We start from the raw sequence: 25,710 nt of genomic DNA on the forward strand, positions 1-25,710 counted from the left end.
CGACTACGCTCGACACGAACGGTGATGGATTAGCAGGTCAGCGCGCCACGCCCATGTCGCCCGAGCTGAAGCTCTGGCCGTCATTGGCGGCACGCCCGTGGTTGCCGCGCAGGGCGTTGGCCGTCGGGCCGGCAACCGGCGCGTGCTTGGCGAACTCCATGTGCGCGATCGAGCGAGCGTGGACTTCGTCCGGCCCGTCGGCAAGGCGCAGGGTGCGCTGGTGGGCATAGGCCGAGGCGAGACCGTAATCCTCAGACACACCGCCGCCGCCGTGGGCCTGAATGGCATCGTCGATGATCTTGAGCGCCATGTTGGGCGCCTGCACCTTGATCATCGCGATTTCCTGCTTGGCCGCCTTGTTGCCGACCTTGTCCATCATATCGGCCGCCTTGAGGCAGAGCAGACGGGTCATGTCGATGTCGATACGGGCACGCGCCACGCGCTCTTCCCAGACCGAGTGCTTGTAGACCGGCTTGCCGAAAGCCTCGCGCTCCTGCAGGCGGCGGCACATCTTGGCCAGCGCCTCTTCGGCGACGCCGATGGTGCGCATGCAGTGGTGGATGCGGCCCGGCCCGAGGCGGCCCTGCGCGATCTCGAAGCCGCGCCCTTCGCCCAGCAGCATGTTGGTGACGGGAACGCGCACGTTCACCATCTCGACTTCCATGTGGCCATGCGGAGCATCGTCATAGCCGAACACCGGCAGATGCCGGATGATGTTCACGCCCGGGCTGTCGATGGGCATCAGCACCATCGATTGCTGCGCATGGCGCTGGGCGTTGAAATCGGTCTTGCCCATCACGATCGCGATCTTGCAGCGCGGATCGCCGAGGCCCGAAGACCACCACTTGCGCCCGTTGATGACGTAGTGGTCGCCGTCGCGCTCGATGCGGGTCTCGATATTGGTCGCGTCCGATGACGCGGTGTAGGGTTCGGTCATCAGGAAGGCCGAACGGATCTCGCCGTTCATCAGCGGGCGCAGCCATTCTTCCTTCTGTTCGCGCGTGCCGTAGCGGTGGAACACTTCCATATTGCCGGTATCGGGCGCGGAGCAGTTGAACACTTCCGAAGCCCAGCCGATGCGGCCCATTTCCTCGGCGCACAGCGCATATTCGAGGTTGGTGAGGCCCGGGCCTTCGAATTCGAAGGTCTCGTCGACATGATGATGGCTGTCGTTGCGCGGCGGCATGAACAGGTTCCAGATGCCGGCTTCCTTGGCCAGCTTCTTCTTGTCCTCGATGATCTGGATCACCTTCCAGCGGTCGCCTTCGGCATCCTGCGCCTTGTAGACATCCATGTTGGGGCGGATGTGCGTTTCGATGAAGTCGCGCACGCGCCCGGCCCAGTAGGCCTGGCGTTCTGTGGGTTCAAAATCCATCGGGGGTTCCTCTCTCGTCCTGATTGGTCATCGAATCTGCGGGCAACCGTGGCAGAGCCTTTTGCGCCCGCCAAGCTCTCATTTGTGGGTCGCGGGTATGGCGGGCGGCGGTTCTTCGGGATCGCCATGACCTGCCGCTACGGCATTCCGGCGCGCGCTGGCGCGGCGTTCGGCAAGGCGTGAAACCCGCGCCTCGTGCTCGGCGCGGGTGATCGGAAAGCGCGCCAGCCAGAAGGCCGCAACCACCGCCAGCGTCAGCATCGCACCGCCGTAGCACAGCAGCAGCCGGGTCAGCACATCGGGCGGCACGCTGCCGGGCACTGCCTCGGGCGCAAGCTGCGAGAAGGCGATGATCTGGCCCGACAGGAAGATCCCCGCGCCTGTCGCGCATTTCTGCACCAGCCAGTTGCCCGAATAGAACGAACCCTCGGCACGCCTGCCGGTGCGTTCCTCGAAGGCCTCGACGATTTCGGCGATCATCGAAGTCGCCGAAACCAGCGAGATGATCCCCAGCCCCGTCGCCACCAGCGCGAAGGCATAGTACAGCGCTGCCGAAGCCGCGCTGCCGGGGGCAGGCCACAGGCCGGACAGCAGCAGCACAAACGGCACCATGCCCAGAATCGTGCCCGCAATCATCCCCAGCCCCGCCGACCGCGCCTTGCCGATGCGCTGGTGCAGCGGGCCGATGGTGACAAACATGAGCACCACCGCGCCCAGCAACACCAGCGGGAAGAACATCAGCTGGCCACTGCCAAGCTGCAGCACGAACAGGTTGATGTAATTGGTGATCGAGAAGTTCAGCCCCTGATGCACATAGGCCGCCAGACCACCGGCCGCGAAGATCAGGAAGGCGCGTTCGGAAAAGGCCTCGTGGATTTCGGCAAAGGCCCCCTTGATGGTGAATGGCGGCGGGCGGGTGTCGGGCAGGCGCGCAACCAGCCGGTGCTGGCCCAGTGCCGATCCGATCACCGAAACTGCCATCAGCACCGCACCGAATACTCCAAAGGCGTAATAGCCCTCGCGCCGGAGCATCCCGTCAGGCCCGGCGAGGAACACGGTGTAGGCCAGCGCCATCATGCCCAGCCCGCCGATCCAGCCGCCCAGTGCGCGGTACCGGAACAGCGTGGTGCGTTCGTCATAATCGGCAGTGATTTCCGGGACGAGGCTGATCGATGGCACCTCGCACGCCGAAAGCAGCACCCGCACCGCGATGGCGATGCCGACGAGGCCCGCAAAGCTCGGCGCCTCTCCGGCCGGCGGGCTCCACATCATCACCCATGCGAAGGCCAGCGGGACCGGCGCGGCATAGAGCCACGGCAGGCGGCGGCCCCAGCGGGTGTAGGTGCGATCCGACAGGTTGCCGAGCACCGGATCGATCACCGCATCCACCAGCAGCGCGATCAATAGCGCCAGGCTGACCAGCGCGGCATCCATGCCGAGCACCTGATTGTAGAAGATCAGCAGGAAGAACGAAAAGCCGTTATCCTTCACGCCGAACGCGACCGCGCCAAAGCCCTGAACGAGCTTCAGCCGCATCGGCAATTTGCCGGTCACGATTGCCGCGCCGCCATTCATGTCCTGACAGCCTCTCCGGCTGCCAGCCCGCCGAATCCGGCCAAGTTCTCTCTCCCCATTTCAGTTGCGAACCTAGACCGATTGCGCCCGCCGTCAATCGCGCAGCCGCCGGTAACGGGGCTGACGCTACGGCATCCGAAAGAGTGCGATCGGTGCTTGCAGGCCTCGGCAAAATGCCACTAACGTAAGCGTCAAGTGAGAGCTTGAGAGAGGAGACTCGGCCATGGCCGATCTGGAAACATTCCGTGCAGAAACCCGCAGCTGGCTCGAGGCGAACTGCCCCGCAGAAATGCGCGAACCGGTGCGCGACGATAGCGACATCTACTGGGGCGGGCGCCGCGCCACTTTCAAGAACGATGCGCAGAAGGCGTGGCTCGAAGCGGCAATCGCCAAGGGCTACACCGTGCCTTCGTGGCCGAAGGAATATGGCGGCGCCGGCCTGTCGCCCGCGGAAGCCAAGGTGCTGCGCGAGGAAATGGGCCGCATCAACGCCCGCCCGCCATTGAGCTCCTTCGGCATCTGGATGCTCGGCCCGGCGCTGCTGCACTTCGGCACCGAGGGGCAGAAGCGGCGCTTCCTTAACGAAATCGCCCGCGGCGAAATCCGCTGGTGCCAGGGCTATTCCGAACCCGGTTCGGGCAGCGACCTCGTGTCCTTGCAGACCTATGGCGAAGATCACGGCGATCACTGGATCGTCAACGGCCAGAAGATCTGGACCTCCTATGCCGATCATGCCGACTGGATCTTCTGCCTTGTCCGCACCGACAAGGACGACAAGTACAAGGGCATCACCTTCATGCTCTACGACATGGCGAGCGAAGGGGTGACGACCAAGCCGATCAAGCTGATCAGCGGCAATTCGCCCTTCTGCGAAACCTTCTTCGACAATGTGAAGGTGCCCAAGTCCTACGGCGATGACGTGCCGGCCTATGTCGGCCAGATCAATCGCGGCTGGGATGTGGCCAAGTATCTGCTTGGTCACGAACGCGAGATGATCTCGGGCGCGGACAACGGCGAACGCGCTGCCGCGATCGGTGCGGCGATGAAGCGTCATGCCGCCAAGACCGGCGACGAGATCGATCCGGTGCTGCGCGCAGAGCTGGCGATGTTCGATGTCGATGCGCTGGCCTATACCGCGATGGGCGAGAAATTCCTCGACGAGATCAAGGTCGGCAAGGCGCACCCTGCCCAGCCGAACATGATGAAGTATGCCGGCACCGAGCTGAACAAGCGCCGGCACGAACTGCTGATGGCGGTCGGCGGCTCGCGCAGCCTCGAATGGGACAGCGAGGCGACCGAGGGCGGCAAGCCCTCGCGCAGCTGGCTGCGGACCAAGGCGAACTCGATCGAGGGCGGCACATCCGAAGTGATGCTCAACGTCATCGCCAAGCGCATCCTCGACCTGCCGGGGGCGTAATGAAGGCGTTGCCCCGGACTTGATCCGGGGCCGCTCGCAACTGGCGCCAGGACGATGGCGATCCCGGGTCAAGCCCGGGATGACGATTTGAATTTCCGGGAGAGGGAAAAACCAATGCCCCTGTATCACAATGAAGATCAGGCGATGCTCGCCGACACCGCGCGCGGTTTCATCGCCGAGGAAGGCAATATCGCCAAGCAGCTGCGCCACTGGCGCGACCGCAATTGCAAGGACGGCTTCGGCCACGGCCTGTGGAAGCAGATGGCCGAGATGGGCTTCACCGGCATGCTGGTGGACGAGGCCGACGGCGGGCTCGGCATGGGCCATGTCGAGGCGGGGATCGTGCTCGAAGAGATCGGCCGCAACCTCACGCCCTCGCCGTTCCTCACCTCCTCCGTGCTTGCCGCAACCGCGCTCAAGCACGCCTCCGACGATCTGAAGGGCCGTTACCTGCCCGGCCTGATCGCGGGTGACAGCGTTTTCGCCGTCGCCATCGACGAGACCGCCAAGCACCGCCCCAGCCGCATCACCACCCGCGCCGAGAAATCGGGCAACGGGTTCAAGCTGACCGGCGCCAAGAGCTTCGTCATTCACGGCGCCAGCTCCGACATGATCGTGGTCGCCGCCCGGACCTCCGGTTCGGACGAGGATGCCGACGGGATCACCCTGTTCGCCGTCCCCAAGGACGCTGCGGGCATGAGCCATGATGCCGTGCGCCTCGTCGATTCCTCGATGGCGACCCACACGAAGTTCGACGGGGTCGAGCTCGATGGCGATGCCGTGATCGGCGAGATCGACGGCGGGCGCGCCGTGCTCGATGCCATGCTGCTCGCCGGACGGGTCGGCGCGGCGGCGGAAGGCGTCGGTGTCGCTCGCGGGGCGATGGACATGACCGTCGATTACCTCAAGCAGCGCAAGCAGTTCGGCAAGCTGATCGGCGAATTCCAGGCCCTCCAGCACCGCGCCAGCCACCTCTATTCCGAGGTCGAAATCGCCCGCGCCGTGACCATCAAGGCCCAGCAGCTGCTCGACGCGGGCAGCAGCCATGCCGAGCTGATGGCCAGCGTCGCCAAGGCCAAGGTCGCCAAGACCGCGCGTCTCGCGGTGCAGGAAGGCGTCCAGATGCACGGCGGGATCGGCATGACCGACGAATACGACATCGGCCTCTACATGAAGCGCGACCGCGCTCTGGCCGAATTCCTGGGCGATGCTTTCTTCCACGCCAATCGCGTGGCCACCCTGAGCGGATACTGACACATGGACATTCAATCACTCTTCAGCCTCGAAGGGCGCATCGCGCTCGTCACCGGCGGTTCGCGCGGCATCGGCAAGATGTTCGTCGAGGGCCTCCTCGCCGCCGGTTGCGCCCGGGTCTACATCTCGGCGCGCAAGGCCGACCAGATGCAGGAGACCATCGACCAGTTCGGCGCGGATCGGGTCATCGGCATCCCCGCCGACCTTTCCCAGATGGACGGCATGGTCGCCCTCGCCAACGAACTCAAATCCCGCGAGACCCGGCTCGACATCCTCATCAACAACGCCGGTGCCGCCTGGGGCCAGCCCTATCTCGAATTCTCCGAGGCCGGCTGGCACCGCACCATGGACCTCAACGTCAAGACCCCGTTCTTCCTCACCCAGAAGCTCCACGATCTGCTGGTCGCGGGCGGCAAGGCGGGGCATCCGGCCAAGGTCATCCACGTCTCCTCGATCGATGGCCAGCGCATCAACCCGTGGGAGACCTACGCCTATCAGGCCTCCAAGGCCGCAGTGATCCAGCTCACCCGCCGCATGGCCGCCCGCCTGATCAGCGACAACATCGTCGTCACCTCGATCGCGCCGGGCGCCTTCCCCAGCGAGATGAACCGCGCCGCCAAGGACGCGCCTGACGCCTCCGCATCGGGCATCCCGGCCAAGCGCATCGGCACCGCCGAAGACATGGCCGCCGCCGCGATCTACCTGTGCAGCCGCGCGGGCGACTATGTCGTGGGCGAGACGCTGACCGTGGACGGCGGCGTGGTCAACGCCCACCTGCCGAGCCACTTCGCGGACCCCGCCGGCGGGCATTAAGTCCAGCGCGCTAAGATGCTAGCGCATCACGCGCTGGAAATGCTCAGGCGCCGCACGGGCTTGACCGGATTGCAATGAGACTAGCTCATCACAATCCGGTGTGACGCCCGAAGCACCTATCACCAAAGGGGCTGCCGGAGCGATCCGGCGGCCCCTTTTGCTATCCGCGCCCTGCCCGCCCGCGTGGGTGACAAAGGTTACACCCTGTCACTCTTCCTCGTCCAATCCAAGCGCCTGAAGTTCAGCCATTAATTCCTCGTCCGTCATATCAGACAGACAGGGGATAGCCCCCTGTGTCGGGATCGCGAAGGAGCGGCGGTGCAGGCTCTCGATCTCGCCCGGCTGGTCCGGCGTCAGCGCGCCGGTCTCCACCGCATCGCCGCTTTCCACCCGCGCCAGCAGGCTTTCGAAATCGCGGGCGTGGCGCTCTGCCATCGGCCCCAGCCGCCCGAAACCGGGATTGCCGCCCATGGTAAAGCGCGACAGCAGCGCCACCGTCAGCCGCTCGTCAAAGCGGCGATAGGAACCCACCTGCTCGCCCTGAAAGAATACCGGCACCTCGACACCGTTGAGCGCCCGTTCGAGCGCGGTGTGGGCGAGCACATCATAGGAATGGTGAAAGGCGACCTCCCACGCGAGATCGAACGGCTGGCCCTTGAGGCGCGAGCGCAGCCGATAGGCCGACTGCCGGCTCATCCCGACAATCCGCGCCGCCTCCGAGACGGAATGCGAGGCCGAGAGCGCCCGCAAGAACCCCGCCTGCTTCTCGAGCGTCCACCCGTCAGCGCGGGCGACGGTCTCCGGCGGCGTGGCGGGCGCATGATTGGCAGGAACAGCGCGCAGCTTGGGAGCAGCGCGGCGGGGCGAGCGGGGGCTTTGGGCGCGGGTCATCGCGGGAGGATGACGCGGGGGTGGGGTGTAGGAAAGGGGGGGCCATCGATGCCCGCTTATGACATCGCGCGGAACCAATCCTTTACAGTCAATCGCAAGCGGTCAATTTCGTCCTCTGCAAGTGGACTGCAATGAGCAATCGGCCCCCGCAAGAGATTAAGACTATTCATTATTCGCTCAACCGCCCGTTTACTGGAAAAAATTGCACCGAATACATCCCAATTTGATGTAATGATTACAGATAATTCACCAAAATTTGTATAATCTATCTCTTGCTCTGAACGCAAACTGAAACCGCTGTCAAGCTCCCTTTGCATCCTCGATTTAACATCTTCCACGATTTTCGAAGGGACGGTAGAACTCCACCAATTTGATGAGGCCTTATCAATCAAAGCGCTTACTATAAGTTGACGAATGGACTGCTCGAGACAATAAAATAACTCATAGTGCGAAGCCATATCCCTTGCCTGCATCCGAATTATTTCATCAAACTGGGGGTAATATTTCGTCGTATCCGCTCGAACACCATCAGGACTCCCTAATGTGATTCCAAAGCGATCCTCAATGCGCTTCAGATCGTCCGCTATCTGTAGCGTCGACATGCCAAACGTTCGAAGTTGCCCCTCTGGACTAGACATCAGAGTCCTTTAACAGATTTTCCTTTAGGCTTTTGAAAATCGCATTGAACACCGCAATGTCCGTCGTTGCCGGCAGGTTTAGATTAATATTATACCCCACGCTCAACCCAATTGCGCGAGTCTTGTTTCCTGCGGGAATCTCGTAATTTCCTTGAGTTTCTCCCATTACAAGATCCTTAATGCCGTCGGCTTCGTTATCAACGATTTCAACCTGATCTCGGGCTCGAAAATCTGCATAATGCTTGAGCGATTTGATACAAGAAAGTATATACCCCGGCACACTAGATTCGACTGAAAGTCCCGTCTCCTCTAAAATTAAACCCTTTAGGTCCTTGTCCGATAATTCATGCAAAAATTCATTCTTCCGATATAACTGCGCATAGCCAAATTTGAGACTTTCTGCGGCTGCCCACCCTCTTTCAGATTGATTTCGAAATTTTTTATAAATTTCGGTGGGACTCCCCCCAGAGTCTGCGAAGCCTATCTTTCTCAAGAACGAAGTCATCTGATCTCCGGAACCCCCAGGAATCTTCAGTATCGTCTTTACAAAGTTCTGACTGACTTTTTCAGGCGTGGCAGCGGCAATTATTGCATCAAGTGCTTTTGGAACATTGCCGGGGGACACAACATACGGAAGATTTGACACATTAGCCTCCTCAGCTTGACGAATGTGTCCCGTTGTTCGTCAAATAAATCAATAGCTGGAATACAAGTCTCCACATGTCGGAAGCGCCATGTTTGAGTGCAAGGCGATTTCCTCCGCGTCTCGCTTCCCTCTGCGGTCTCTGCGTGAAACCCTGACCGGGTGCGGATGCGCGCCAACCCTTCGGATCAGCCGCGGCCGCCCCTCCACCACCCTGCGGGTGGTCCCCCTCCCCTAAAGGGGAGGACTGCAAAAGCCCCTTCCCTAGGGGGGAAGCGAAGCTGTCGCGTAGCGTCAACGGGTTGGGGATGGGGGTTCTGCGGGCGATTTGTCGCGCCACCCCTGAACCGTTGTTTCCCCTATCCTCGGGCCTTCCCCATAGGGAAGGGAGATAAGGGGCGCGGGCCTCACGGCCCCGCGCTCCCACCCCTAACCCCTCCCGTAAACGGGAGGGGGACTTTTGTGCCTCAATCGTGCTCGCGGTCGCCTGCGCCGACGTAGAGCTGGTTGCCGACTTCGCGGAACTTCGCGCTCATTTCCTGCATCCCCGCCTCCGCCTCGGCTTCGCTGGCGACGAAGGTTTCGATCCCCGCATTCTGCTTGGCGGCAAAGTCGCGCACTTCCTGCGTGATCTTCATCGAGCAGAATTTCGGCCCGCACATCGAGCAGAAATGCGCCGACTTCGCGCCTTCCGCGGGGAGCGTCTGGTCGTGATATTGCTCGGCGGTTTCGGGATCGAGGCTCAGGTTGAACTGGTCGCGCCAGCGGAACTCGAAGCGCGCCTTGGACAGCGCATCGTCGCGCACCTGTGCGGCCGGATGCCCCTTCGCCAAGTCGGCGGCGTGGGCGGCGAGCTTGTAGGTCACCACACCCACCTTCACATCGTCGCGGTCGGGCAGGCCGAGGTGTTCCTTGGGGGTGACGTAGCAGAGCATCGCCGTGCCATACCAGCCGATCTGCGCTGCGCCGATGCCGCTGGTGATGTGGTCATACCCCGGCGCGATGTCGGTGACGAGCGGGCCCAAGGTGTAGAACGGCGCCTCGCCGCAGGCCTCGAGCTGCTTTTCCATGTTCTGCTTGATCTTGTGCATCGGCACGTGGCCGGGGCCTTCGATCATCACCTGCACGTCCTGCTCCCAGGCGCGCTTGGTGAGTTCGCCGAGGGTGTAGAGTTCGGCGAATTGCGCTTCGTCATTGGCGTCGCGGATCGAGCCGGGGCGCAGGCCGTCGCCGAGGCTGTAGGCGATGTCATAGGCCTTCATGATCTCGGTGATCTCGTCGAAGTGCTCGTAGAGGAAGCTCTCCTTGTGGTGGGCAAGGCACCACTTGGCCATGATCGAGCCGCCGCGGCTGACGATGCCGGTGACGCGCTTGGCGGTGAGCGGGATGTAGGGCAGACGCACCCCTGCGTGGATGGTGAAGTAGTCGACGCCCTGTTCGGCCTGCTCGATCAGCGTGTCGCGGAAGATTTCCCAGGTGAGTTCTTCCGCGATGCCGCCGACCTTCTCCAGCGCCTGATAGATCGGCACGGTGCCGATCGGCACGGGGCTGTTGCGGATGATCCATTCGCGGGTGTCGTGGATGTTGCGACCGGTGCTGAGGTCCATGATCGTGTCCGCGCCCCAGCGGGTCGCCCAGACCATCTTGTCGACTTCCTGCGCCACGTTCGAGGCGACCGCCGAGTTGCCGATATTGGCGTTGATCTTGACGAGGAAGTTGCGCCCGATCGCCATCGGTTCGGATTCAGGGTGGTTGATGTTGGAGGGGATGATCGCCCGCCCCCGCGCGACTTCGCTGCGGACGAATTCGGGGGTGATCACATCGGGGATTTCCGCGCCCCAGCTTTCGCCGTCGCGGACAAGGTCTTTGGCGATCTCCCGCCCCAAATTCTCGCGCTCGGCGACATATTCCATCTCGGGGGTGATGATGCCGCGGCGGGCGTAGTGCATCTGGGTGACGTTCATCCCCGCCTTGGCGCGCAGCGGGCGCTTGACGACGTTGGGGAAGCCCGGAACCCCGCCCGAACGGTCGGGGCCAAGCTGGCCATTGTCCTCGGGCTTCACTTCGCGGCCCTCGTAATCCTCGACATCGCCGCGGGCGAGAATCCAGTCGCGGCGCAGCGGCGCAAGTCCGGCGTTGATGTCGATCACCGCTTGCGGATCGGTGTAGGGGCCGGAGGTGTCATAGACCCGCACGGAGGGCTCGCCGCCCTCAAGGTCGATCTCGCGCATCGCAACGCGGATGCCGGAACCGGTGCGCGCCCCGACATAGACCTTGCGGCTGCCACGGATCGGCCCGGTGGTGACGCCAATTTCTACCGGCGAGTTGATATCGGCCATGTGCTTTCTCTCTCCAGCGGGCGGAAGAAAAGCGGGTTTCATGGCGCACAGACCAGCCCACTCCCTCCGCCTGTGTTAACAGGTTCAGGTTCGACGGGTCGGATGGAGCTTACCCATCCCTCTCAGCCACAGCAGGCTCCCCGGGGATAGCCACCGATTAGAGGGTTTGGGTCAGGGTGTCGAGCCTCGCACGACACCCTGACATGTTTCGCAGGCGCGCAAACGCGCAGATCAGCTGATCACAGCGTCATCTTCAAAGGTTGCCAGAAACACATAGTAGGTTTCGACGCCCGGCTTGATCGCAGCGAATTGTTCCCTGGTGAACGGGTTCCAGTCGCTCACCACGTCATCGCCATAGGTGATTTCGTAGCGCCGGTAGATCGCCCAGTTGGCATAGGCCGATCCGGCCTTTCGATCCTTGCTGAACTTGATTTCCTTGGACGATGTGTGCCGGGTCATTTCCGAAATGCTCGACTTGAGCGAGGTGCTCAGCGAGGCTGTCATCGATGCTTCCGACACCAGACCTTTGACGGATGCCGATGCGGTGATGCTGGCAGACACTTCGCTTTCGAAAGAATTGAGCGTCTGGACCTCGGTTTCGTAGGAAAAGGTTTCTTCGTAGTGCAGATTGCTCGATTCACGGATCGGCGGCCCGAGCAGCTTCCACACCCGCCCTTCCTTCACCTGCGCCTTGACGACGCAGGGGGTATGGACATTCACAAGCGGCCTCGGATCCGGATTGAGGATCGTCTGACCGCTTCCGGTGATGATCCCGAGATACATCGGGGAGTCGGCAGCGATGAGCATCGACCTGCCCCTCCGGGGTTGCGTCAGGAAGTCCGCTGGCTGCGTTGCGGCACTTGCAGGGGCAACCAGCCCCTGCTGCGCGCCACGCCTTGCCAGCGGACTTCCTGACGCAATCAGGGTGATCCGGATTGGTCGGAAAGCGCTCTAGGTATTTTTTACAAGGCTGGGCCTATTCGATCACCCGCCCGCGCACCATCACGAAGTCGACATCTTCGAGCACAGTCACATCGGCCAGCGGATTGCCGTCGACCGCGATGATATCGGCCGAATAGCCGGGGGCCAGTCGCCCGATTTCCTTGTCGAGGCCGAGGATTTCCGCCGCCACGGTGGTTGCGCTGGCCAGCGCCTCGCGGTTCGACATGCCCTGTTCCACCATCAGTGCGAATTCCTCGGCGTTGCGGGCGTGGGGATAGACCCCGGCATCGGTGCCGAACGCGATCTTGACGCCATATTGCCGCGCCCGCTTCACCAGCGAGGACATGTAAGGCACCACGGCGCGGATCTTGGCTTCGACCACGGGGGTGTAGGTGCCCTTGTCCAGCCCCTCGCTCACGCCTTTCAGCGCCATCAGCGTCGGGATCAGGGTGGTGCCCTTCTCGCGCATCACCTTGGCCGCCTGTTCATCGAGATAGGTGCCGTGTTCGATGGTGTGCACGCCCGCACGCGCGGCCGCCTCGATCCCGCGGGCGCCGTGGGCATGGGCGGCAACCTTGAGGCCGAGCGATTCGGCGGTGTCGACGATCGACTTCATCTCGGCATCGGTGAAATGCGCCTCAAGCCCGCGCCCCTGCTGGCTCAACACGCCGCCGGTGGCGGTGATCTTGATCAGGTCGGCGCCGTATTTCGATGCCTTGCGCACCATCTCGGCGCATTCGACCGGGCCGGTGCAGGTGTAATCGGATGACAGCGCGTCATTGACGTGCTCGACAAAGCCGTTGGTGTCGCCATGCCCGCCGACAATCGCGATGGTGCGCGCCGAGGTGACGATGCGCGGCCCCGGCACCACGCCGGCGGCGGTGGCGCGGCGCAGGCTTTGCGTGACCTGATCGGTGCGCGAGCCGAGATCGCGCACGGTGGTGAAGCCCGCCAGCGCGGTGATCCGCGCGTTCTTGGCGGCGATCAGCGTGTACCATTCGCCCGGATCGACCGCGGCGCGCCAGAATTCGCCCGAAGGATCGCCCGAAAGGTGGGTGTGCAGGTCGATCAGGCCGGGCAGCACGGTCTTGGCCGCAAGGTCGATCTCGCGGTCGGCGGCCACCGCGCCATGGCCGGGAGTGATCGACACGATCTTGCCGTCGGTGACGAGGATCGTCGCAGGGCCGGTGGGATCGGCGGCGGCATCGGCGATCACGCTGCCCGCGCGGATTGCCACGGTTTCGGCCGCAAGCGGTGCCACTGCGCCCGTCGCCATAAGCACGGCGCCAGCCATAAGCGCGCTGCGGATTGCCTGCATTGTGTCTCTCCCCTGTCTGTTGCCCGCGGTGATGGCCCGCCGCTTGCATCATGGCAAGCCCCGCCGATTTCGCTTGGGGCCAAGGCAGCTTGCGACTATCCCTGAGGGCCTCAAATTGTGCCTGAAGGGACGCCTGCCATGATCCGGATTCCGCTTGTCCGCCCGCTGCTTGCCGCTGGCGCGCTGGCTCTGCTGCCGCTTGCCACGCTGGCCCTGCCTGCCCCCGCTGCAGCCCAGAACGAGACCGCGCAGGACCCGGCCTATGCCGATCTTTATGCCTCGATGGAGGAATCGCTCGATCAGGGCCGGATCATCGATTCCGCGCTGGCAGCGCTGGCGCGCGAATTTGCCAATACGCCCGAATTTTCTGCGGCTGAAGCCGCCAGCCCCGGCCTGATCGCCGAAGTGGTCGAAGGCCTGCGTCCGGTGTTCGTCGCGCAGAACGACCGCGTCAGGGCGCTGTACCGTCCGGCGACGATCGCCGTGCTCGCCAAGACCTTCACGCCGGCAGAGGCGACCAGCGTGGCGGCGTTCTATCGTTCCGATCTCGGCCGCAAGCTGATGGGCGGGATGTCGCAGAACTATGTGCCGCAGGATACGCTGGCGACCGTGCAGGACGGGACCGAAGTGACCCGCGAACAGGTGGAAGCCGATCTGGGCCGCGCCGCCAATGCCGCGGTGGCGGGCATGAGCGAGGCCGATCTGGAAGCGATGGGCCGCATGGCGCTGACCAATCCGGCGCTGCTCAAGCTGGGTCAGGTTGCAGGGCCGGTGCAGGGTATCCGCGTGCAGATGGAAAACGAGCCCCTCACCGCCGAGGAAAACGCGGCGGTGGTGGCGGTGATCGAGGGTGTGTTCAGCCGGCGGCTGGGGAAGTAGGCGGGATCAGAACGTAAAGGCGACCCCCAGCCCCGCGATGAACTGGTTCGGGTCGCCACGGACCTGCGTGTAGGGCGTGTCGGCCCCGTCCCCCACAAGCCGCGAATAGCCGCCGATCGCGGTCAGGCTCCACCCGCCGTTGAGCGGATTGCGATCGAGATCGTAGGACAGGATCGCCGTGGTGCCGACGCGGTTCAGCCCGCCATCGGCGCGATATTGCGGCAGGCCCGTCGCAAGCGCCTGCGCGGGCGAAACGGTGAAGTAGTAATCGGCGAAATTGTCGTCGATGAACTCGGCGCTGACCTGCGCCTGCACCACCATCGCCTTGCCCAGCGGAGCGCGGTAGCCGATCTGGGGTTCGATGATCACGCCGTCATGCGCGCCCAGTACATCGCCGCGCACCTGCACGCCGACGCTCAGCTGGTCGAAGGGCTTGACCACGCCGGGGAACGCCACCGCGACATTGCCGCCCACCTCCAGCGCCGCGTCCAGCTTGCCCGCGCGCGCCACCACTTCGTCGCTGATGCGGTTGTTGCGATCATTGCGGAAGCGGAAGGCCGGGCCAAAGCTGATGCGCGGCCCCTTGCGGGGGGCGAAGCTGGGCTTGGGCGAATTGAGATCGAGCACGAAGCCCGGCCCGTTGGGGCTGATGCCGATCCCGCCCACGCGCCCCACGATCAGCGGCAGCGGGAAGGCGATGTAATCATTGGAACCCGCATAGCTCGGCACCATCCCGACGCCGAGGCCGATGGTTGCCCAGGTCTCGTCGAACACCGGCTTGGCGAAGGCGAACGGCGGGGGCGCGGGCGGAGCGGCGGGCTGAACGCTTGCTTCGGTCTCTTCGGTGGCGGCGGCTTCATCGCCGGAGGCAAGGGCGGGGGCCGCATAGCAGCAGGCGACCAGTGCAATCAGGGCAAGACGGGGGGTCATGGGCGATCCTTGGCAGGGGGTTTGTGGGGGCAAACTCGTGCGCGCTCTATTGTTTCCGCGTCATGTTGCAACATTCTTTCGCGCGGATCATGCCAGCGGCATCATTGCCCATCGCCGCGCCCTGCCCTAGGGCCTTGGGGACATGGTCGACTCAGCCCGCAATTCCCAAGCATCCGCCACCGCTGCGCATGATGTGATCATCGTCGGCGGCGGGCTGGCGGGCGGACTGATCGCGCTGGCGCTGCACCGCCATGCGCCGGATTGCCGCTTCGCGGTGATCGAAGCAGGGCGCACGCTCGGCGGGCACCACCGCTGGAGCTGGTTCGAAACCGATATCCGCCCCGGCGCACGCCCGCTGATGGAAGGCTTTGCCCTCAATGGCTGGGACGAAGGCTACGACATCACCTTCCCGCGCCTTGGCCGCACCTTGCCGACCGCCTACCGTTCGCTCGCCAGCGCCGAATTCCATCGTGCCCTGAGCGAGGAATTGCCGGCTGACCGCGTGATGCTCTCCGCCAGGGTCGAAAGCCTCGATGCCGGCGGCGTGACGCTGGCCGATGGCACGCGGATAGCGGCAAAGCGCGTGGTGGATTGCCGCGCCTTCCGCCCGTCGAAGGCGCTCAGCGGCGGCTGGCAGGTCTTCCTCGGCCAGCAATTCCGCTGCGAGACGCCGCACGGCCTCACCCGTCCGGTGATCATGGACGCCAGCGTCGATCAGGTCGCCCCGCACGGCAACGGCGCGGCCTACCGCTTCGTCTATGTCCTGCCGCTGTCGCCCACCGATGTCTTCATCGAGGACACCTATTACGCCGACCAGCCGAAGATGGACGCCGAGGTGCTCAAGGGCCGCGTGGCCGAATATGCGCAGCGCAACGGGTGGAAGGGCGAGGTGGTCGATCAGGAAGCGGGCATCCTGCCGGTGATCTCCGGCGGGGATTTCGCCGCTGCCGCCGCCGAAGTGACGATCCCCGACGTCGCGCTGGCGGGCGCACGCGGCGGCTTTTCGCATCCGCTCACCAGCTACACCCTGCCCTTTGCGGTCGATAATGCGCTGGCGATCGCGCACCTGATCGCCCGCCGCCCCGATCTGTCGGGCGCGGAACTTGCTGCCTTCTGCCAGCGGCGCGCAAAGCGGCACTGGCGCGCCACCGCCTATTACCGGATGCTCAGCCGTATGCTGTTCGAGGCGGCCGAGCCGGACAAGCGCGTGGTGGTGTTCGAACATTTCTACGCCCTGCGCGGCGCGCTGGTCGAACGGTTCTATGCGGGGCGTTCGACATGGCCTGACCGGCTGCGCATCCTGACGGGCAAGCCGCCCGTAGCTATTCCGCGTGCGATCCGTGCGCTATTTTCCTCCGGGAAACCTTTGGACACCAAGCCTCTCAACATGGAGACTCCGGCATGAACGCCGACGCGAAGCTCAATCTTACGGGCGCGAAAGGCATCAACCCCGCCCTCGCCGAACGCTATGCCGGGCGCACCGCCTGCGTGATCGGATCGGGTTTCGGCGGCATGGCGCTCGCCATCCGGCTGCAATCGGCGGGCATCGCCACCACCGTGATCGAAAGCCGCGACAAGCCGGGCGGGCGCGCCTATTTCTGGGAGCGTGACGGCTTCACCTTCGATGGCGGGCCGACGGTGATCACCGATCCGCCCTGCCTTGAAGAATTGTGGCAGCTGACCGGCCATGACATTTCCGAAGATGTCGAGCTGATGAAGGTCATGCCCTTCTACCGCCTCAATTGGCCTGACGGCACCAACTTCGACTATTCGAACGATGAAGCCAGCCTCAACGCCGAAATCGCCAAGCTGAACCCGGCGGACGTGGCCGGATATGCCCGCTTCCTCGAATATTCCGAACGGGTCTACAAGGAAGGCTACCTGAAGCTCGGCACCAAGCCGTTCCTCGATTTCAAGTCGATGCTGAAGGCCGCGCCCGCGCTGATCAAGGAACAGGCGTGGCGTTCGGTTTACAGCATGGTCTCCAGCTATGTGCAGCACCCCAAGCTGCGCGAGGCGCTGTCGTTCCACACCCTGCTGGTCGGCGGCAATCCGATGAACACTTCGTCGATCTATGCCCTGATCCACAAGCTGGAAAAGGACGGCGGCGTGTGGTGGGCGCGCGGCGGCACCAACCGGCTGATTGCGGGCATGGTGCGCCATTTCGAACGGCTCGGCGGCACGATGCGCGTGGGCGATCCGGTGGTGCAGGTGCACACGCTCGGCACCAAGGCGACCGAGGTGGAAACGAAAAGCGGCTTCCGCCAGCGCTTCGATGCCGTCGCCAGCAACGCGGACATCATGCATTCCTACAAGGACCTGCTGTCCGGTTCCGAACGCGGACGCCAGATGGCGAAGTCGCTGAACCGCAAGAGCTATTCGCCCTCGCTGTTCGTGGTGCATTTCGGGCTGGAGGGCACCTGGCCCGGCATCCCGCACCACATGATCCTGTTCGCCAAGCGTTACAAAGGCCTGCTCGACGACATCTACAAGAACGGCGTGGTGCCGGAAGATTTCGCAATCTACCTCCACCACCCGACTGTCAGCGATCCCTCGATGGCACCGGCGGGCAAGAGCACGTTCTACGCGCTGGTCCCCGTCAGCCACATGGGCAAGATGCCGCTCGACTGGGACGAGGTTGGCCCGCGCCTCGAAAAGATGATCCTCGACGAGCTGGAGCGGCGGCTGATCCCCGACATCCATTCGCGGATCGTCACCAAGTTCAGCTACGCCCCGACCGACTTCAAAGCCGACCTGAACGCCCATATGGGCAGCGCCTTCAGCCTCGAACCGGTGCTGTGGCAAAGCGCATGGCTGCGTGGCCACAACCGCGATGACGTGATCGACAATTACTACCTCGTCGGCGCAGGCACCCATCCGGGCGCGGGTATCCCCGGCGTGGTCGGCAGCGCCAAGGCGACCGCCGGCCTGATGCTGGAGGATCTGGCCAAGGTGCCTGCATGATCGCGGCTCTGCTCGCGCTGGCCGGGGTGGTCAGCCAGCTCGGCCCCTCGCCGCTGGCGGCCGAAGGGCACCGGTCGCAATGGGAAACCATCGCGATCGACGATCCCGGCGAAGGCTGGGTCGATACCGGCTGGCGTGACCGCGCAACCATCGCGGGCCGCCCGGTCAATCTGGTCCTGTTGCGCATGAGCCTGACCGACAGCGACGGCCAGCCGATGGTGTTCGATGCGATCATGGCGGTGGATTGTCCCGCGCAGACCATCGGCATGAAGGAAAGCTGGCTGTTCCTGTCGCGCTACGGCAACAATTTCCGTGCGCCGATCAAAGATGTGACGATGGACTTTGGCGAAAACCCGCCCTCGATGGGCGACCTTGCGATCATGGCCCACGCCTGCACGGGGGCGGAGGCAGCACAATGAAACGTCTTGCAGTCTATTGCGGCTCGGCCTCGCCCGAGGATCCGCGCTATGTCCAGCTGGCCTATGATGTCGGCGCGGAGCTCGCCCGGCGCGGGATCGAACTGGTCTATGGCGGGGGCAAGCTGGGCCTGATGGGCGCGGTGGCCAAGGGCGCGAAGGACGCGGGCGGCTATGTCATCGGTATCATCCCCGAAAGCCTGGTGCGCGCCGAAGTCGCCAACCATGACTGCGACGAGCTCGTCACGGTCAAGGGAATGCACGAACGCAAGCAGAAGTTCACCGATCTTTCCGACGGCTTTGTCACCCTGCCCGGCGGTGTGGGGACGATGGACGAGTTGTGGGAAGCGATGAGCTGGTCGCAGCTTGGCTATCACTCCGATCCGGTCGGCATCCTCAACGCCTTCGGCTTCTATGACGATCTGCTGGCCTTCAATGCAAAAATGGCCGCGGTCGGCTTTGTCCGGCCCGCGCACCAGAACATCCTGATCGCGGCGACCTCGATCCACGAACTGCTCGCCAAGATGGAGGCCTATCAGCCGCACACACCCATCTTCCGCATGAAGGCCGAGGAGCTGTAGGGTTCGGGCAATGGCGGTCGATGCAGCAACCCGCGCCGCGCTGGTCGAACACGCCCGGCTGTCGATCAAGAAGGGCTCGCAGAGCTTTTCCGCCGCCTCGCAGCTGTTCGACAATGCGACCCGCGAGCGCGCATGGCTGCTCTATGCCTGGTGCCGCCGCGCCGACGACATTGCCGATAATCAGGACATGGGCGGGGTGCTGGGCGACCAGTCCGGACTGGCGGACCGGCTGGCGCTGATCCGCCGCCTCACCGCGCTGGCGTTCGAAGGCAAGCCCACCGGCGATCCGGCCTTCGATGCACTGGGCGTGGTCGCTGCCGAGGTGGGCCTCACCCCGCAAATGGCCGAGGACGTGATCGCGGGCTTCCAGCTCGACGCCGAAGACTGGCGCCCGCGCACCGAGGCCGACATGCTGCGTTACTGCTACCATGTCGCGGGCGCGGTGGGCGTGATGATGGCGGTGGTGATGGGGGTGTCGCCTGACGATCAGGAAACACTCGACCGGGCGAATGATCTGGGCCTTGCCTTCCAGCTTTCCAACATCGCCCGCGATATCGTCGAGGATGATGCGGCGGGGCGGTGTTACCTGCCGGTTGAGTGGCTGGTCGAACAGGATATCGAGCCCGGCCAGCACACCAAGCCGCACCACCGCAAGGAACTCGCCGAAATGGCCGCAAGGCTGGTGGCGCTGGTCGAAAAGCACGAGGCGGCGGCACGGGTGGGTGCGGCCAAGCTCCCCTTCCGCAGCCGTTGGGCGGTGCTTTCGGCAGCGCGGATTTACGGCGCTATCGGGCGCAAGGTCAGGGCAAGAGGGACCGAGGCCTGGGCAAGCCGCACCTATGTGCCCCGCAGCGAAAAGGCGCTGTATGGCCTGCGCGCCTTTCTTTCGGCGGTGCTCAACCGCGAGAAGATGCCGCCGGGCGGGATCGACTGGGGGATTGCCGATTTCCGGCCCAAGGGCTGATTTTCGTCATTGCGAGGAGCCGAAGGCGACGAAGCAATCCATGGCCAGACCCCGGCGCTTGAGGCGAAGACAGGCCATGGATTGGTTGACCTCTGGTCAGCTTTGCTTCCGCCTTCGGCTCGCAATGACAAAAAAAAGACGCTAATCCCGCCTCCATGAAAGCCATTCTCGCAACAGCAGTTCTCTGCGCCGCAGCACCGCTCGCCGCCGAATCCACGCCCGAACAGGCCCCCGAACAGGCGGAGGTGATCGCCGCAGCCGAAGCCTTCATGGCGGCCATCGGCAACCCTGATCGCAGCCGGATTGCCGATCACATGCTGCCCGAAGGCATGATCTTCATCCACAACCGCATGGACCCCGCAAACCCGCGCGTCGATACCGTGCCGGTGGCGCGGCATCTTGAGCGGTGGCTGGGCCGCTCGGGCCGTTTCATCGAGCAGATGCGCTACACATCGGTGCTGGTCGATGGCGACATGGCGCAGGTGTGGGGGCCGTACCGCTTCCTCGCCAACAGCGCGGTGTCGCATTGCGGGATCAACTCGCTGAGCATGGTGCGCACCGCCGGGGGCGCATGGAAAGTCGCCAACACCAGCTTCACGATGGAAAGCCCGAGCGAATGCGACCGCCTCGGCGCACCGGGAGACGGCCAATGATCCAGAAGCTCCTGATCGCCAATCGCGGCGAGATCGCCTGCCGGATCATGCGCACCGCGCGGGCCATGGGGATCGCGACGGTCGCGGTCTATTCCGATGCCGATGCCAAGGCGCTGCATGTGCGGAGCGCCGACGAAAGCGTGCATATCGGTCCCTCGCCTGCGGCTGAGAGCTATCTGGTGGGCGCGAAGATCATCGCGGCGGCCAAGCAGACGGGGGCGGATGCGATCCACCCGGGCTACGGGTTCCTCTCGGAGAACGCCGACTTCGCGCAGGCCGTCATCGACGCAGGGCTGATCTGGGTCGGCCCCAAGCCTGCCAGCATCCGCGCCATGGGCCTGAAGGACGCGGCCAAGCAGCTGATGCGCAGCGCAGGCGTGCCGGTGACGCCGGGCTACGACGGCTCCGATCAATCCGTGGAACGCCTCACCGCCGAGGCCGAGGCGATCGGCTATCCCGTCCTCATCAAGGCGGTCGCGGGCGGCGGCGGCAAGGGGATGCGCAAGGTCGATGCCCCCGCTGACTTCGCCGCAAGCCTCGAATCGTGCCGCCGCGAGGCCAAGGCGAGCTTCGGCAATGACGAAGTGCTGCTGGAGAAATGGATCACCTCGCCCCGCCATATCGAGGTGCAGGTGTTCGGCGATGCCCACGGCAACGTCGTCCACCTGTTCGAACGCGACTGCTCGCTCCAGCGCCGCCACCAGAAGGTGATCGAGGAAGCCCCCGCCCCCGGCATGGACGAAGCCACCCGCGAGGCAATCTGCGCCGCCGCCGTGCGCGCGGCCAAGGCGGTCGATTACGAGGGCGCCGGCACGATCGAATTCATCGCGGATGCCAGCGAAGGCCTGCGCGCCGACCGCATCTTCTTCATGGAGATGAACACCCGCCTTCAGGTCGAACACCCCGTCACCGAGGAAATCACCGGCGTCGATCTGGTCGAATGGCAGCTGCGCGTCGCGAGCGGGGAGCCGCTGCCCAAGCGGCAGGACGAGCTGTCGATCAACGGCCATGCGATCGAAGCGCGGCTCTATGCCGAGGACCCTGCCAAGGGGTTCTTGCCGAGCACGGGGCGGTTGAGCTCATTGATCCTAGATGATCGATGGGCGCGCATTGAAACCGGGGTGGAGGAGGACGACGCGGTATCGCCCTTCTACGATCCCATGATCGCCAAGATCGTCGTGCATGAAGGTTCGCGGGAGAAGGCGATCGAAACCCTCAAGCGCAGCTTGGATTATAGCTTGGTGGCCCCCATCAAGACCAACAAGGGGTTCTTGTTCGAATGCCTCGACAATGAGGATTTCGTTGCCGCGAGACTCGACACAGGGCTGATTGGGAATGCTGGCGACACGCTGATCTCGAAGCCTATCCCCGACAGCGTTATCGCAGACACAGCCGCGAAACGGTATAAATCGGACCGGTTCGACTGGAGTGGCTACAACCCCGTTGTCGACAAACTTTTCGGGTTTCGCCTGAACGCTTCGACGAAGGAGACGATCACCCTCTGGAGCGCAGGGGAATCGTTCGAAGCGACAATCAAGGGCGGCCGTAGCTGCGCAAACACCTACCCGAGTGAAGATGAGGGAATCATCGTCACGGATCGGGGCTTCGACTACACGCTCTTTCCTCACCCTCCCCGAGGCACCGGCCAAGCCTCCGCCGCAGACGGCGCGATCATCGCCCCGATGCCGGGCAAGGTCATCGCGGTCGATGTCGCCGAGGGCCAGGCCGTCACCGCCGGAGAGCGGCTCATGGTGCTGGAAGCCATGAAGATGGAACATGCCCTCACCGCGCCCTTCGACGGGGTGATCGAGGGGCTGGAGGTCAGCGCGGGGTCGCAGGTGCAGGTCGAGGCGGTGTTGTGCCGCGTGGTTCCTGCTTCGGAATAACCCGTCACCCCAGCGCAAGCTGGGGCCTAGAGCGGCAAGCGCTGCACCATGAGGCCCTAGGTCCCAGCTTTCGCTGGGATGACGAAGAGGGCTACCCTCTTTTCGTCATTGCGAGCGCAAGCGAAGCAATCCATCACCTGACCTCGCAACAGGGCGCGCCGTCCGGCCATGGATTGCCGCGTCGCCCCTTGCGGGGCTCCTCGCAATGACGAGGTGGGAGATTGGGATGTCGTGGCAAAAGGAACTCGAAGAACTGCGCCGCCGCGAGGCGCTCGCCGAGCAGATGGGCGGCGCGGACAAGGTGGCGCGGCAGCACGGGCGCGGGAAGATGGACGCCCGCGCGCGGCTCGCGGCGCTTTGCGACGAGGGCTCCTTCCGCGAGATCGGCAAGATCGCGGGTAGCGCCAAGTATGACGCGAGCGGTGACCTCCAAAGCGTCACCCCCGCCCCCTTCCTGTTCGGCAAGGCGCTGATCAATGGCCGGCCTGTTGTGGCCACCGCCGACGACTTCACCATCCGCGGCGGCGCGGCGGATGCGGGGATCGCGCGCAAGATGGTGCAGGCCGAGATGATGGCGCATCAGTTGAAGCTGCCCATCATCCGCATGATCGACGGCACCGGCGGCGGCGGCTCGGTGAAGACGCTGGAGCAAATCGGCGCGACCTATATCCCCGCCGTGCCCGGCTGGGGCGATGTGGTGACCAATCTCGACACCGTGCCGGTTGTGGCGCTGGCATTGGGTCCGACGGCGGGCCTCGGCGCGGCGCGGACCGTCGCCAGCCACTATTCGATCATGGTGAAGGGCCTCTCGCAGATCTTCGCGGCTGGCCCTGCCGTGGTGGATGGCCTTGGCGAGGCCTACAAGGGCGGCGCGGCCAATCACGAGGAGGCGAAGGAAGCGCTCGGCGGCTCGGCAATCCACACCCGCAACGGCGTGGTCGATGACGAGGTCGCCTCCGAGGCCGAAGCCTTTGCCCGCGCGCGGCATTTCCTCAGCTTCATGCCCGAATATGTGGGGCAACCGGCGCGGCGCTCGCTGTGCACCGATCCGGTCCACCGCAAGGAAGAGGCGCTGCTCAGCCTCGTGCCGCACGATCCGAAGCAGGTCTATTCGATGCGGCGCTGTCTCGACATAGTGTTCGACAGCGGCACCGTGTTCGAGATCGGCAGACACTGGGGCCGCGCCGCGATCACCGCCCTCGCCCGGCTCGATGGGTGGCCGGTGTTCGTCATCGCCTCCGATCCGAGCTATCTCGGGGGATCGTGGGAGGCCAAGACCAGCGAGAAGGTCGAACGCTTCGTGCGCCTCGCCGACCAGTTTCGCCTGCCCATCGTCCACCTCGTCGACAACCCCGGCTTCATGATCGGGCGCGAGGCGGAAATGGCGGGGACGATCCGTTACGGGGTCAACGCGATGAACGCGATCTACCGCGCCACGGTGCCGCTGGCGTCGGTGGTGCTCCGCCGCGCCTATGGCATCGCCGGAAGCGCGATGAGCAATGCCGACCGCTACCAGTACCGCTATTGCTGGCCGAGCGGCGACTGGGGGAGCCTGCCCATCGCGGGCGGCTTGGAGGTCGCCTACAAGGCGGAACTGGAAGCGTCCGAAGATCCTGCCGCTCTGCTGGAGGAAATCCGCGAACGGCTGGCCAAGGTCACATCCCCCTTCCGCTCTGCCGAGCGCTTTAATGTCGAGGACATCATCGACCCCCGCGACACGCGGCCACTGCTGTGCGAGTTTGCCGGGCTGGCTTGGCGGCGGTTGGAGAGCGAGCGCTAGACCCACCCCCGCCCCCTCCCGCAAGCGGGAGGGGAGTATCAGCGCTACCAGTCCCCCTCCCGCTTGCGGGAGGGGTTAGGGGTGGGCCTACTCCGCCGGTTCCCCGCGCATCCCCGCTTCGGCATCGCTCGGCCCAAACAGCCGCCCCTTTTCGCTCCACAGGACCAGCACCAGACACGCAAGGCCGCTCGCCAGCAGCGCCAGCGCCAGCGGGCGCGCCGTGCCGTCGAAGGCATAGCCGATCGCCCCGCCGAGCAGCGCCGCAGTGGTCATCCGCACAAAGCCGTGCGCCGAGCTCGCCGCGCCGGCGATGGCAAAGAACGGGTTCATCGCGATTGCGCCGAAGTTGGAGCCGATAAAGCCCAGCAGCGCCATGTTGATCGCCATCAGCGGCACGAACTGCCACAGGCTCTCGTCCGGCTGGAAGGCGAACATGACCTGCACCGCGCTCACCGCGATGAAGGCGAACAGCGCGGTGTGGCTGACGCGGCGCGCGCCGAAGCGTTCGACAATGCGCGAGTTCGACCAGCTCGCCAGCGCCATCGATCCGGCGCAGATCGCGAAGACATAGGTGAAGATATCGCCGGCGCCGAAAGTCTCGGTGATCAGCTGCTGCGAGGAATTGATGAAGCCGAACAGCGCGCCGAACACCAGTGCGGAGCCGATGACATAGCCGAAGGTGCTCGGCAGGGTCAGCGCCCGGCCCATATTGGCGGCGATGGTGCGCGGGAGGATCGGCTGGACATTCTCGGGCGTCAGGCTTTCGGGCAGGCGGACGAAGACCCAGGCCGCCATCAGCACGCCCAGCCCCGCGCTCGCCGCGAAGATTGCGCGCCAGCTGCCGAATTGCAGGATCGCCTTGCCGATGGTCGGCGCGACTGCGGGCACCATCAGGAAGATCACGAAGATCACGCTCATCATCCGCGCCATGCGGTCACCGCCCACGCGGTCGCGGATGATCGCGGGCGGCAAGGCGACGATACCGGCGGCGAAAAAGCCCTGCGCGGCGCGCACCGCGATCAGCGCGTCATAAGTTGGCGCGAGCGCGGAGAGGATCGACAGCACGATATAGACCGCCACCGATCCCAGCAGGATCGGCCGCCGTCCGAACCGGTCCGCCAGCGCGCCCGGCACCAGCGCGCCCATCCCTGCGGTGAGCAGATAGACCCCGATCACGAACTGCCGGTCATTTCCCGCGACCGCGAGATCGGCGGCGAGCGCATCGAGTGCGGGCAGAATTGCGTCGATCCCGAAGGCATTCAATGCCATCAGCATCGCCATCATCCACATCAGCTCGCGCTCGCCGAGGCTTTTGCGCAGCGGCGCGACGGGGGCAAGCGCAGGCGAGGCGGAGGGCGTGGCCATGGCAGGGCCTTTGCCCATGGGTTCGCCGGAAGACCACTGTTCTTTTCGCATGTGCACAAAATGGCAGGCGGTGTGAATTGTTCCAGC

Annotated in this window: 22 protein-coding genes and 1 riboswitch; of the genes, 12 read left to right on the top strand and 10 right to left on the bottom strand. The window is 64.4% G+C overall.

All coding sequences use genetic code 11. The features are described 5' to 3' along the window. Positions 1-37: 37 nt before the first annotated feature. Positions 38-1,375, bottom strand: a complete 1,338-nt coding sequence (locus ACU0AG_RS01985) for an acyl-CoA dehydrogenase family protein (protein WP_482780580.1) — start codon at positions 1,373-1,375, stop codon at positions 38-40. Positions 1,376-1,453: 78 nt separating this feature from the next. Continuing rightward, entirely contained in the window at positions 1,454-2,950 is a 1,497-nt protein-coding gene (locus tag ACU0AG_RS01990) for an MFS transporter (protein ID WP_482780581.1), read from the bottom strand. A 223-nt stretch (positions 2,951-3,173) separates the two neighbouring features. Here ACU0AG_RS01990 and ACU0AG_RS01995 point away from each other — a divergent pair, with 223 nt between their 5' ends. From ACU0AG_RS01995 to ACU0AG_RS02005, 3 genes are all read left to right on the top strand, one after another. Beyond that, complete coding sequence (locus ACU0AG_RS01995; protein ID WP_482780582.1) at positions 3,174-4,367, top strand: acyl-CoA dehydrogenase family protein; 1,194 nt, start codon at positions 3,174-3,176, stop codon at positions 4,365-4,367. Positions 4,368-4,481: 114 nt separating this feature from the next. Further along, the gene (locus ACU0AG_RS02000; protein WP_482780583.1) at positions 4,482-5,621 is read left to right on the top strand and encodes an acyl-CoA dehydrogenase family protein; all 1,140 of its coding nucleotides are present in this window, start codon (positions 4,482-4,484) and stop codon (positions 5,619-5,621) included. Between the two features lie 3 nt (positions 5,622-5,624). Beyond that, positions 5,625-6,434: an SDR family oxidoreductase gene (locus ACU0AG_RS02005; protein WP_482780584.1), complete on the top strand. Its 810-nt coding sequence runs from the start codon at positions 5,625-5,627 to the stop codon at positions 6,432-6,434. Positions 6,435-6,641: 207 nt separating this feature from the next. On the opposite strand, the gene ACU0AG_RS02010 is transcribed toward ACU0AG_RS02005, so the two are convergent. The 6 genes from ACU0AG_RS02010 to ACU0AG_RS02035 all read right to left on the bottom strand — a co-directional run bounded on the left by ACU0AG_RS02010 (position 6,642) and on the right by ACU0AG_RS02035 (position 13,205). Then, positions 6,642-7,325 carry a hypothetical protein gene (locus tag ACU0AG_RS02010; protein ID WP_482780585.1) on the bottom strand — a complete coding sequence of 228 codons (684 nt, stop codon included), beginning with the start codon at positions 7,323-7,325 and terminating at the stop codon, positions 6,642-6,644. Positions 7,326-7,381: 56 nt separating this feature from the next. Further along, positions 7,382-7,927, bottom strand: a complete 546-nt coding sequence (locus ACU0AG_RS02015) for a Swt1 family HEPN domain-containing protein (RefSeq protein ID WP_482780586.1) — start codon at positions 7,925-7,927, stop codon at positions 7,382-7,384. A gap of 28 nt (positions 7,928-7,955) precedes the next feature. Then, positions 7,956-8,609, bottom strand: coding sequence for a DUF5343 domain-containing protein (locus ACU0AG_RS02020; RefSeq protein ID WP_482780587.1), 654 nt, complete (start codon positions 8,607-8,609; stop codon positions 7,956-7,958). A 464-nt stretch (positions 8,610-9,073) separates the two neighbouring features. Next, positions 9,074-10,945: a phosphomethylpyrimidine synthase ThiC gene (gene thiC / locus ACU0AG_RS02025; protein WP_482780588.1), complete on the bottom strand. Its 1,872-nt coding sequence runs from the start codon at positions 10,943-10,945 to the stop codon at positions 9,074-9,076. Between the two features lie 44 nt (positions 10,946-10,989). Continuing rightward, a riboswitch (TPP riboswitch) is annotated at positions 10,990-11,098 on the bottom strand. Between the two features lie 78 nt (positions 11,099-11,176). Beyond that, positions 11,177-11,752, bottom strand: coding sequence for a hypothetical protein (locus ACU0AG_RS02030; RefSeq protein ID WP_482780589.1), 576 nt, complete (start codon positions 11,750-11,752; stop codon positions 11,177-11,179). A gap of 169 nt (positions 11,753-11,921) precedes the next feature. Continuing rightward, positions 11,922-13,205, bottom strand: a complete 1,284-nt coding sequence (locus ACU0AG_RS02035; RefSeq protein ID WP_482780590.1) for a metal-dependent hydrolase family protein — start codon at positions 13,203-13,205, stop codon at positions 11,922-11,924. A gap of 138 nt (positions 13,206-13,343) precedes the next feature. On the opposite strand from ACU0AG_RS02035, the gene ACU0AG_RS02040 reads away from it, so the two are divergent. Then, positions 13,344-14,084: a DUF2059 domain-containing protein gene (locus tag ACU0AG_RS02040; protein WP_482780591.1), complete on the top strand. Its 741-nt coding sequence runs from the start codon at positions 13,344-13,346 to the stop codon at positions 14,082-14,084. Between the two features lie 6 nt (positions 14,085-14,090). Here the strand turns inward: ACU0AG_RS02040 and ACU0AG_RS02045 are convergent, their stop codons facing one another. Further along, complete coding sequence (locus ACU0AG_RS02045; protein WP_482780592.1) at positions 14,091-15,014, bottom strand: MipA/OmpV family protein; 924 nt, start codon at positions 15,012-15,014, stop codon at positions 14,091-14,093. Between the two features lie 142 nt (positions 15,015-15,156). Here ACU0AG_RS02045 and crtY point away from each other — a divergent pair, with 142 nt between their 5' ends. The 8 genes from crtY to ACU0AG_RS02085 all read left to right on the top strand — a co-directional run bounded on the left by crtY (position 15,157) and on the right by ACU0AG_RS02085 (position 24,258). Next, entirely contained in the window at positions 15,157-16,419 is a 1,263-nt protein-coding gene (crtY, locus tag ACU0AG_RS02050) for a lycopene beta-cyclase CrtY (RefSeq protein ID WP_482780593.1), read from the top strand. Beyond that, the gene (locus tag ACU0AG_RS02055; RefSeq protein WP_482780594.1) at positions 16,416-17,978 is read left to right on the top strand and encodes a phytoene desaturase; all 1,563 of its coding nucleotides are present in this window, start codon (positions 16,416-16,418) and stop codon (positions 17,976-17,978) included. The genes crtY and ACU0AG_RS02055 overlap by 4 nt, the downstream gene beginning before the upstream one ends. Further along, positions 17,975-18,397, top strand: a complete 423-nt coding sequence (locus ACU0AG_RS02060; protein ID WP_482780595.1) for a hypothetical protein — start codon at positions 17,975-17,977, stop codon at positions 18,395-18,397. The genes ACU0AG_RS02055 and ACU0AG_RS02060 overlap by 4 nt, the downstream gene beginning before the upstream one ends. Next, positions 18,394-18,975, top strand: a complete 582-nt coding sequence (locus ACU0AG_RS02065; protein WP_482780596.1) for an LOG family protein — start codon at positions 18,394-18,396, stop codon at positions 18,973-18,975. The genes ACU0AG_RS02060 and ACU0AG_RS02065 overlap by 4 nt, the downstream gene beginning before the upstream one ends. A 10-nt stretch (positions 18,976-18,985) precedes the next feature. After that, positions 18,986-19,939 (top strand): phytoene/squalene synthase family protein, encoded by a 954-nt coding sequence (locus ACU0AG_RS02070; RefSeq protein WP_482780597.1) that lies wholly within the window; start codon positions 18,986-18,988, stop codon positions 19,937-19,939. Between the two features lie 155 nt (positions 19,940-20,094). Continuing rightward, positions 20,095-20,592 (top strand): hypothetical protein, encoded by a 498-nt coding sequence (locus ACU0AG_RS02075; protein ID WP_482780598.1) that lies wholly within the window; start codon positions 20,095-20,097, stop codon positions 20,590-20,592. Continuing rightward, the gene (locus ACU0AG_RS02080) at positions 20,589-22,478 is read left to right on the top strand and encodes an acetyl/propionyl/methylcrotonyl-CoA carboxylase subunit alpha (protein WP_482780599.1); all 1,890 of its coding nucleotides are present in this window, start codon (positions 20,589-20,591) and stop codon (positions 22,476-22,478) included. Before ACU0AG_RS02075 ends, ACU0AG_RS02080 begins: the two co-directional genes overlap by 4 nt. A gap of 226 nt (positions 22,479-22,704) precedes the next feature. Continuing rightward, entirely contained in the window at positions 22,705-24,258 is a 1,554-nt protein-coding gene (locus tag ACU0AG_RS02085) for an acyl-CoA carboxylase subunit beta (RefSeq protein ID WP_482780600.1), read from the top strand. Positions 24,259-24,345: 87 nt separating this feature from the next. On the opposite strand, the gene ACU0AG_RS02090 is transcribed toward ACU0AG_RS02085, so the two are convergent. Continuing rightward, complete coding sequence (locus ACU0AG_RS02090) at positions 24,346-25,623, bottom strand: MFS transporter (protein WP_482780601.1); 1,278 nt, start codon at positions 25,621-25,623, stop codon at positions 24,346-24,348. Between the last annotated feature and the right edge of the window lie 87 nt (positions 25,624-25,710).

It is taken from the genome of Erythrobacter sp. RANMB8, assembly GCF_056848235.1.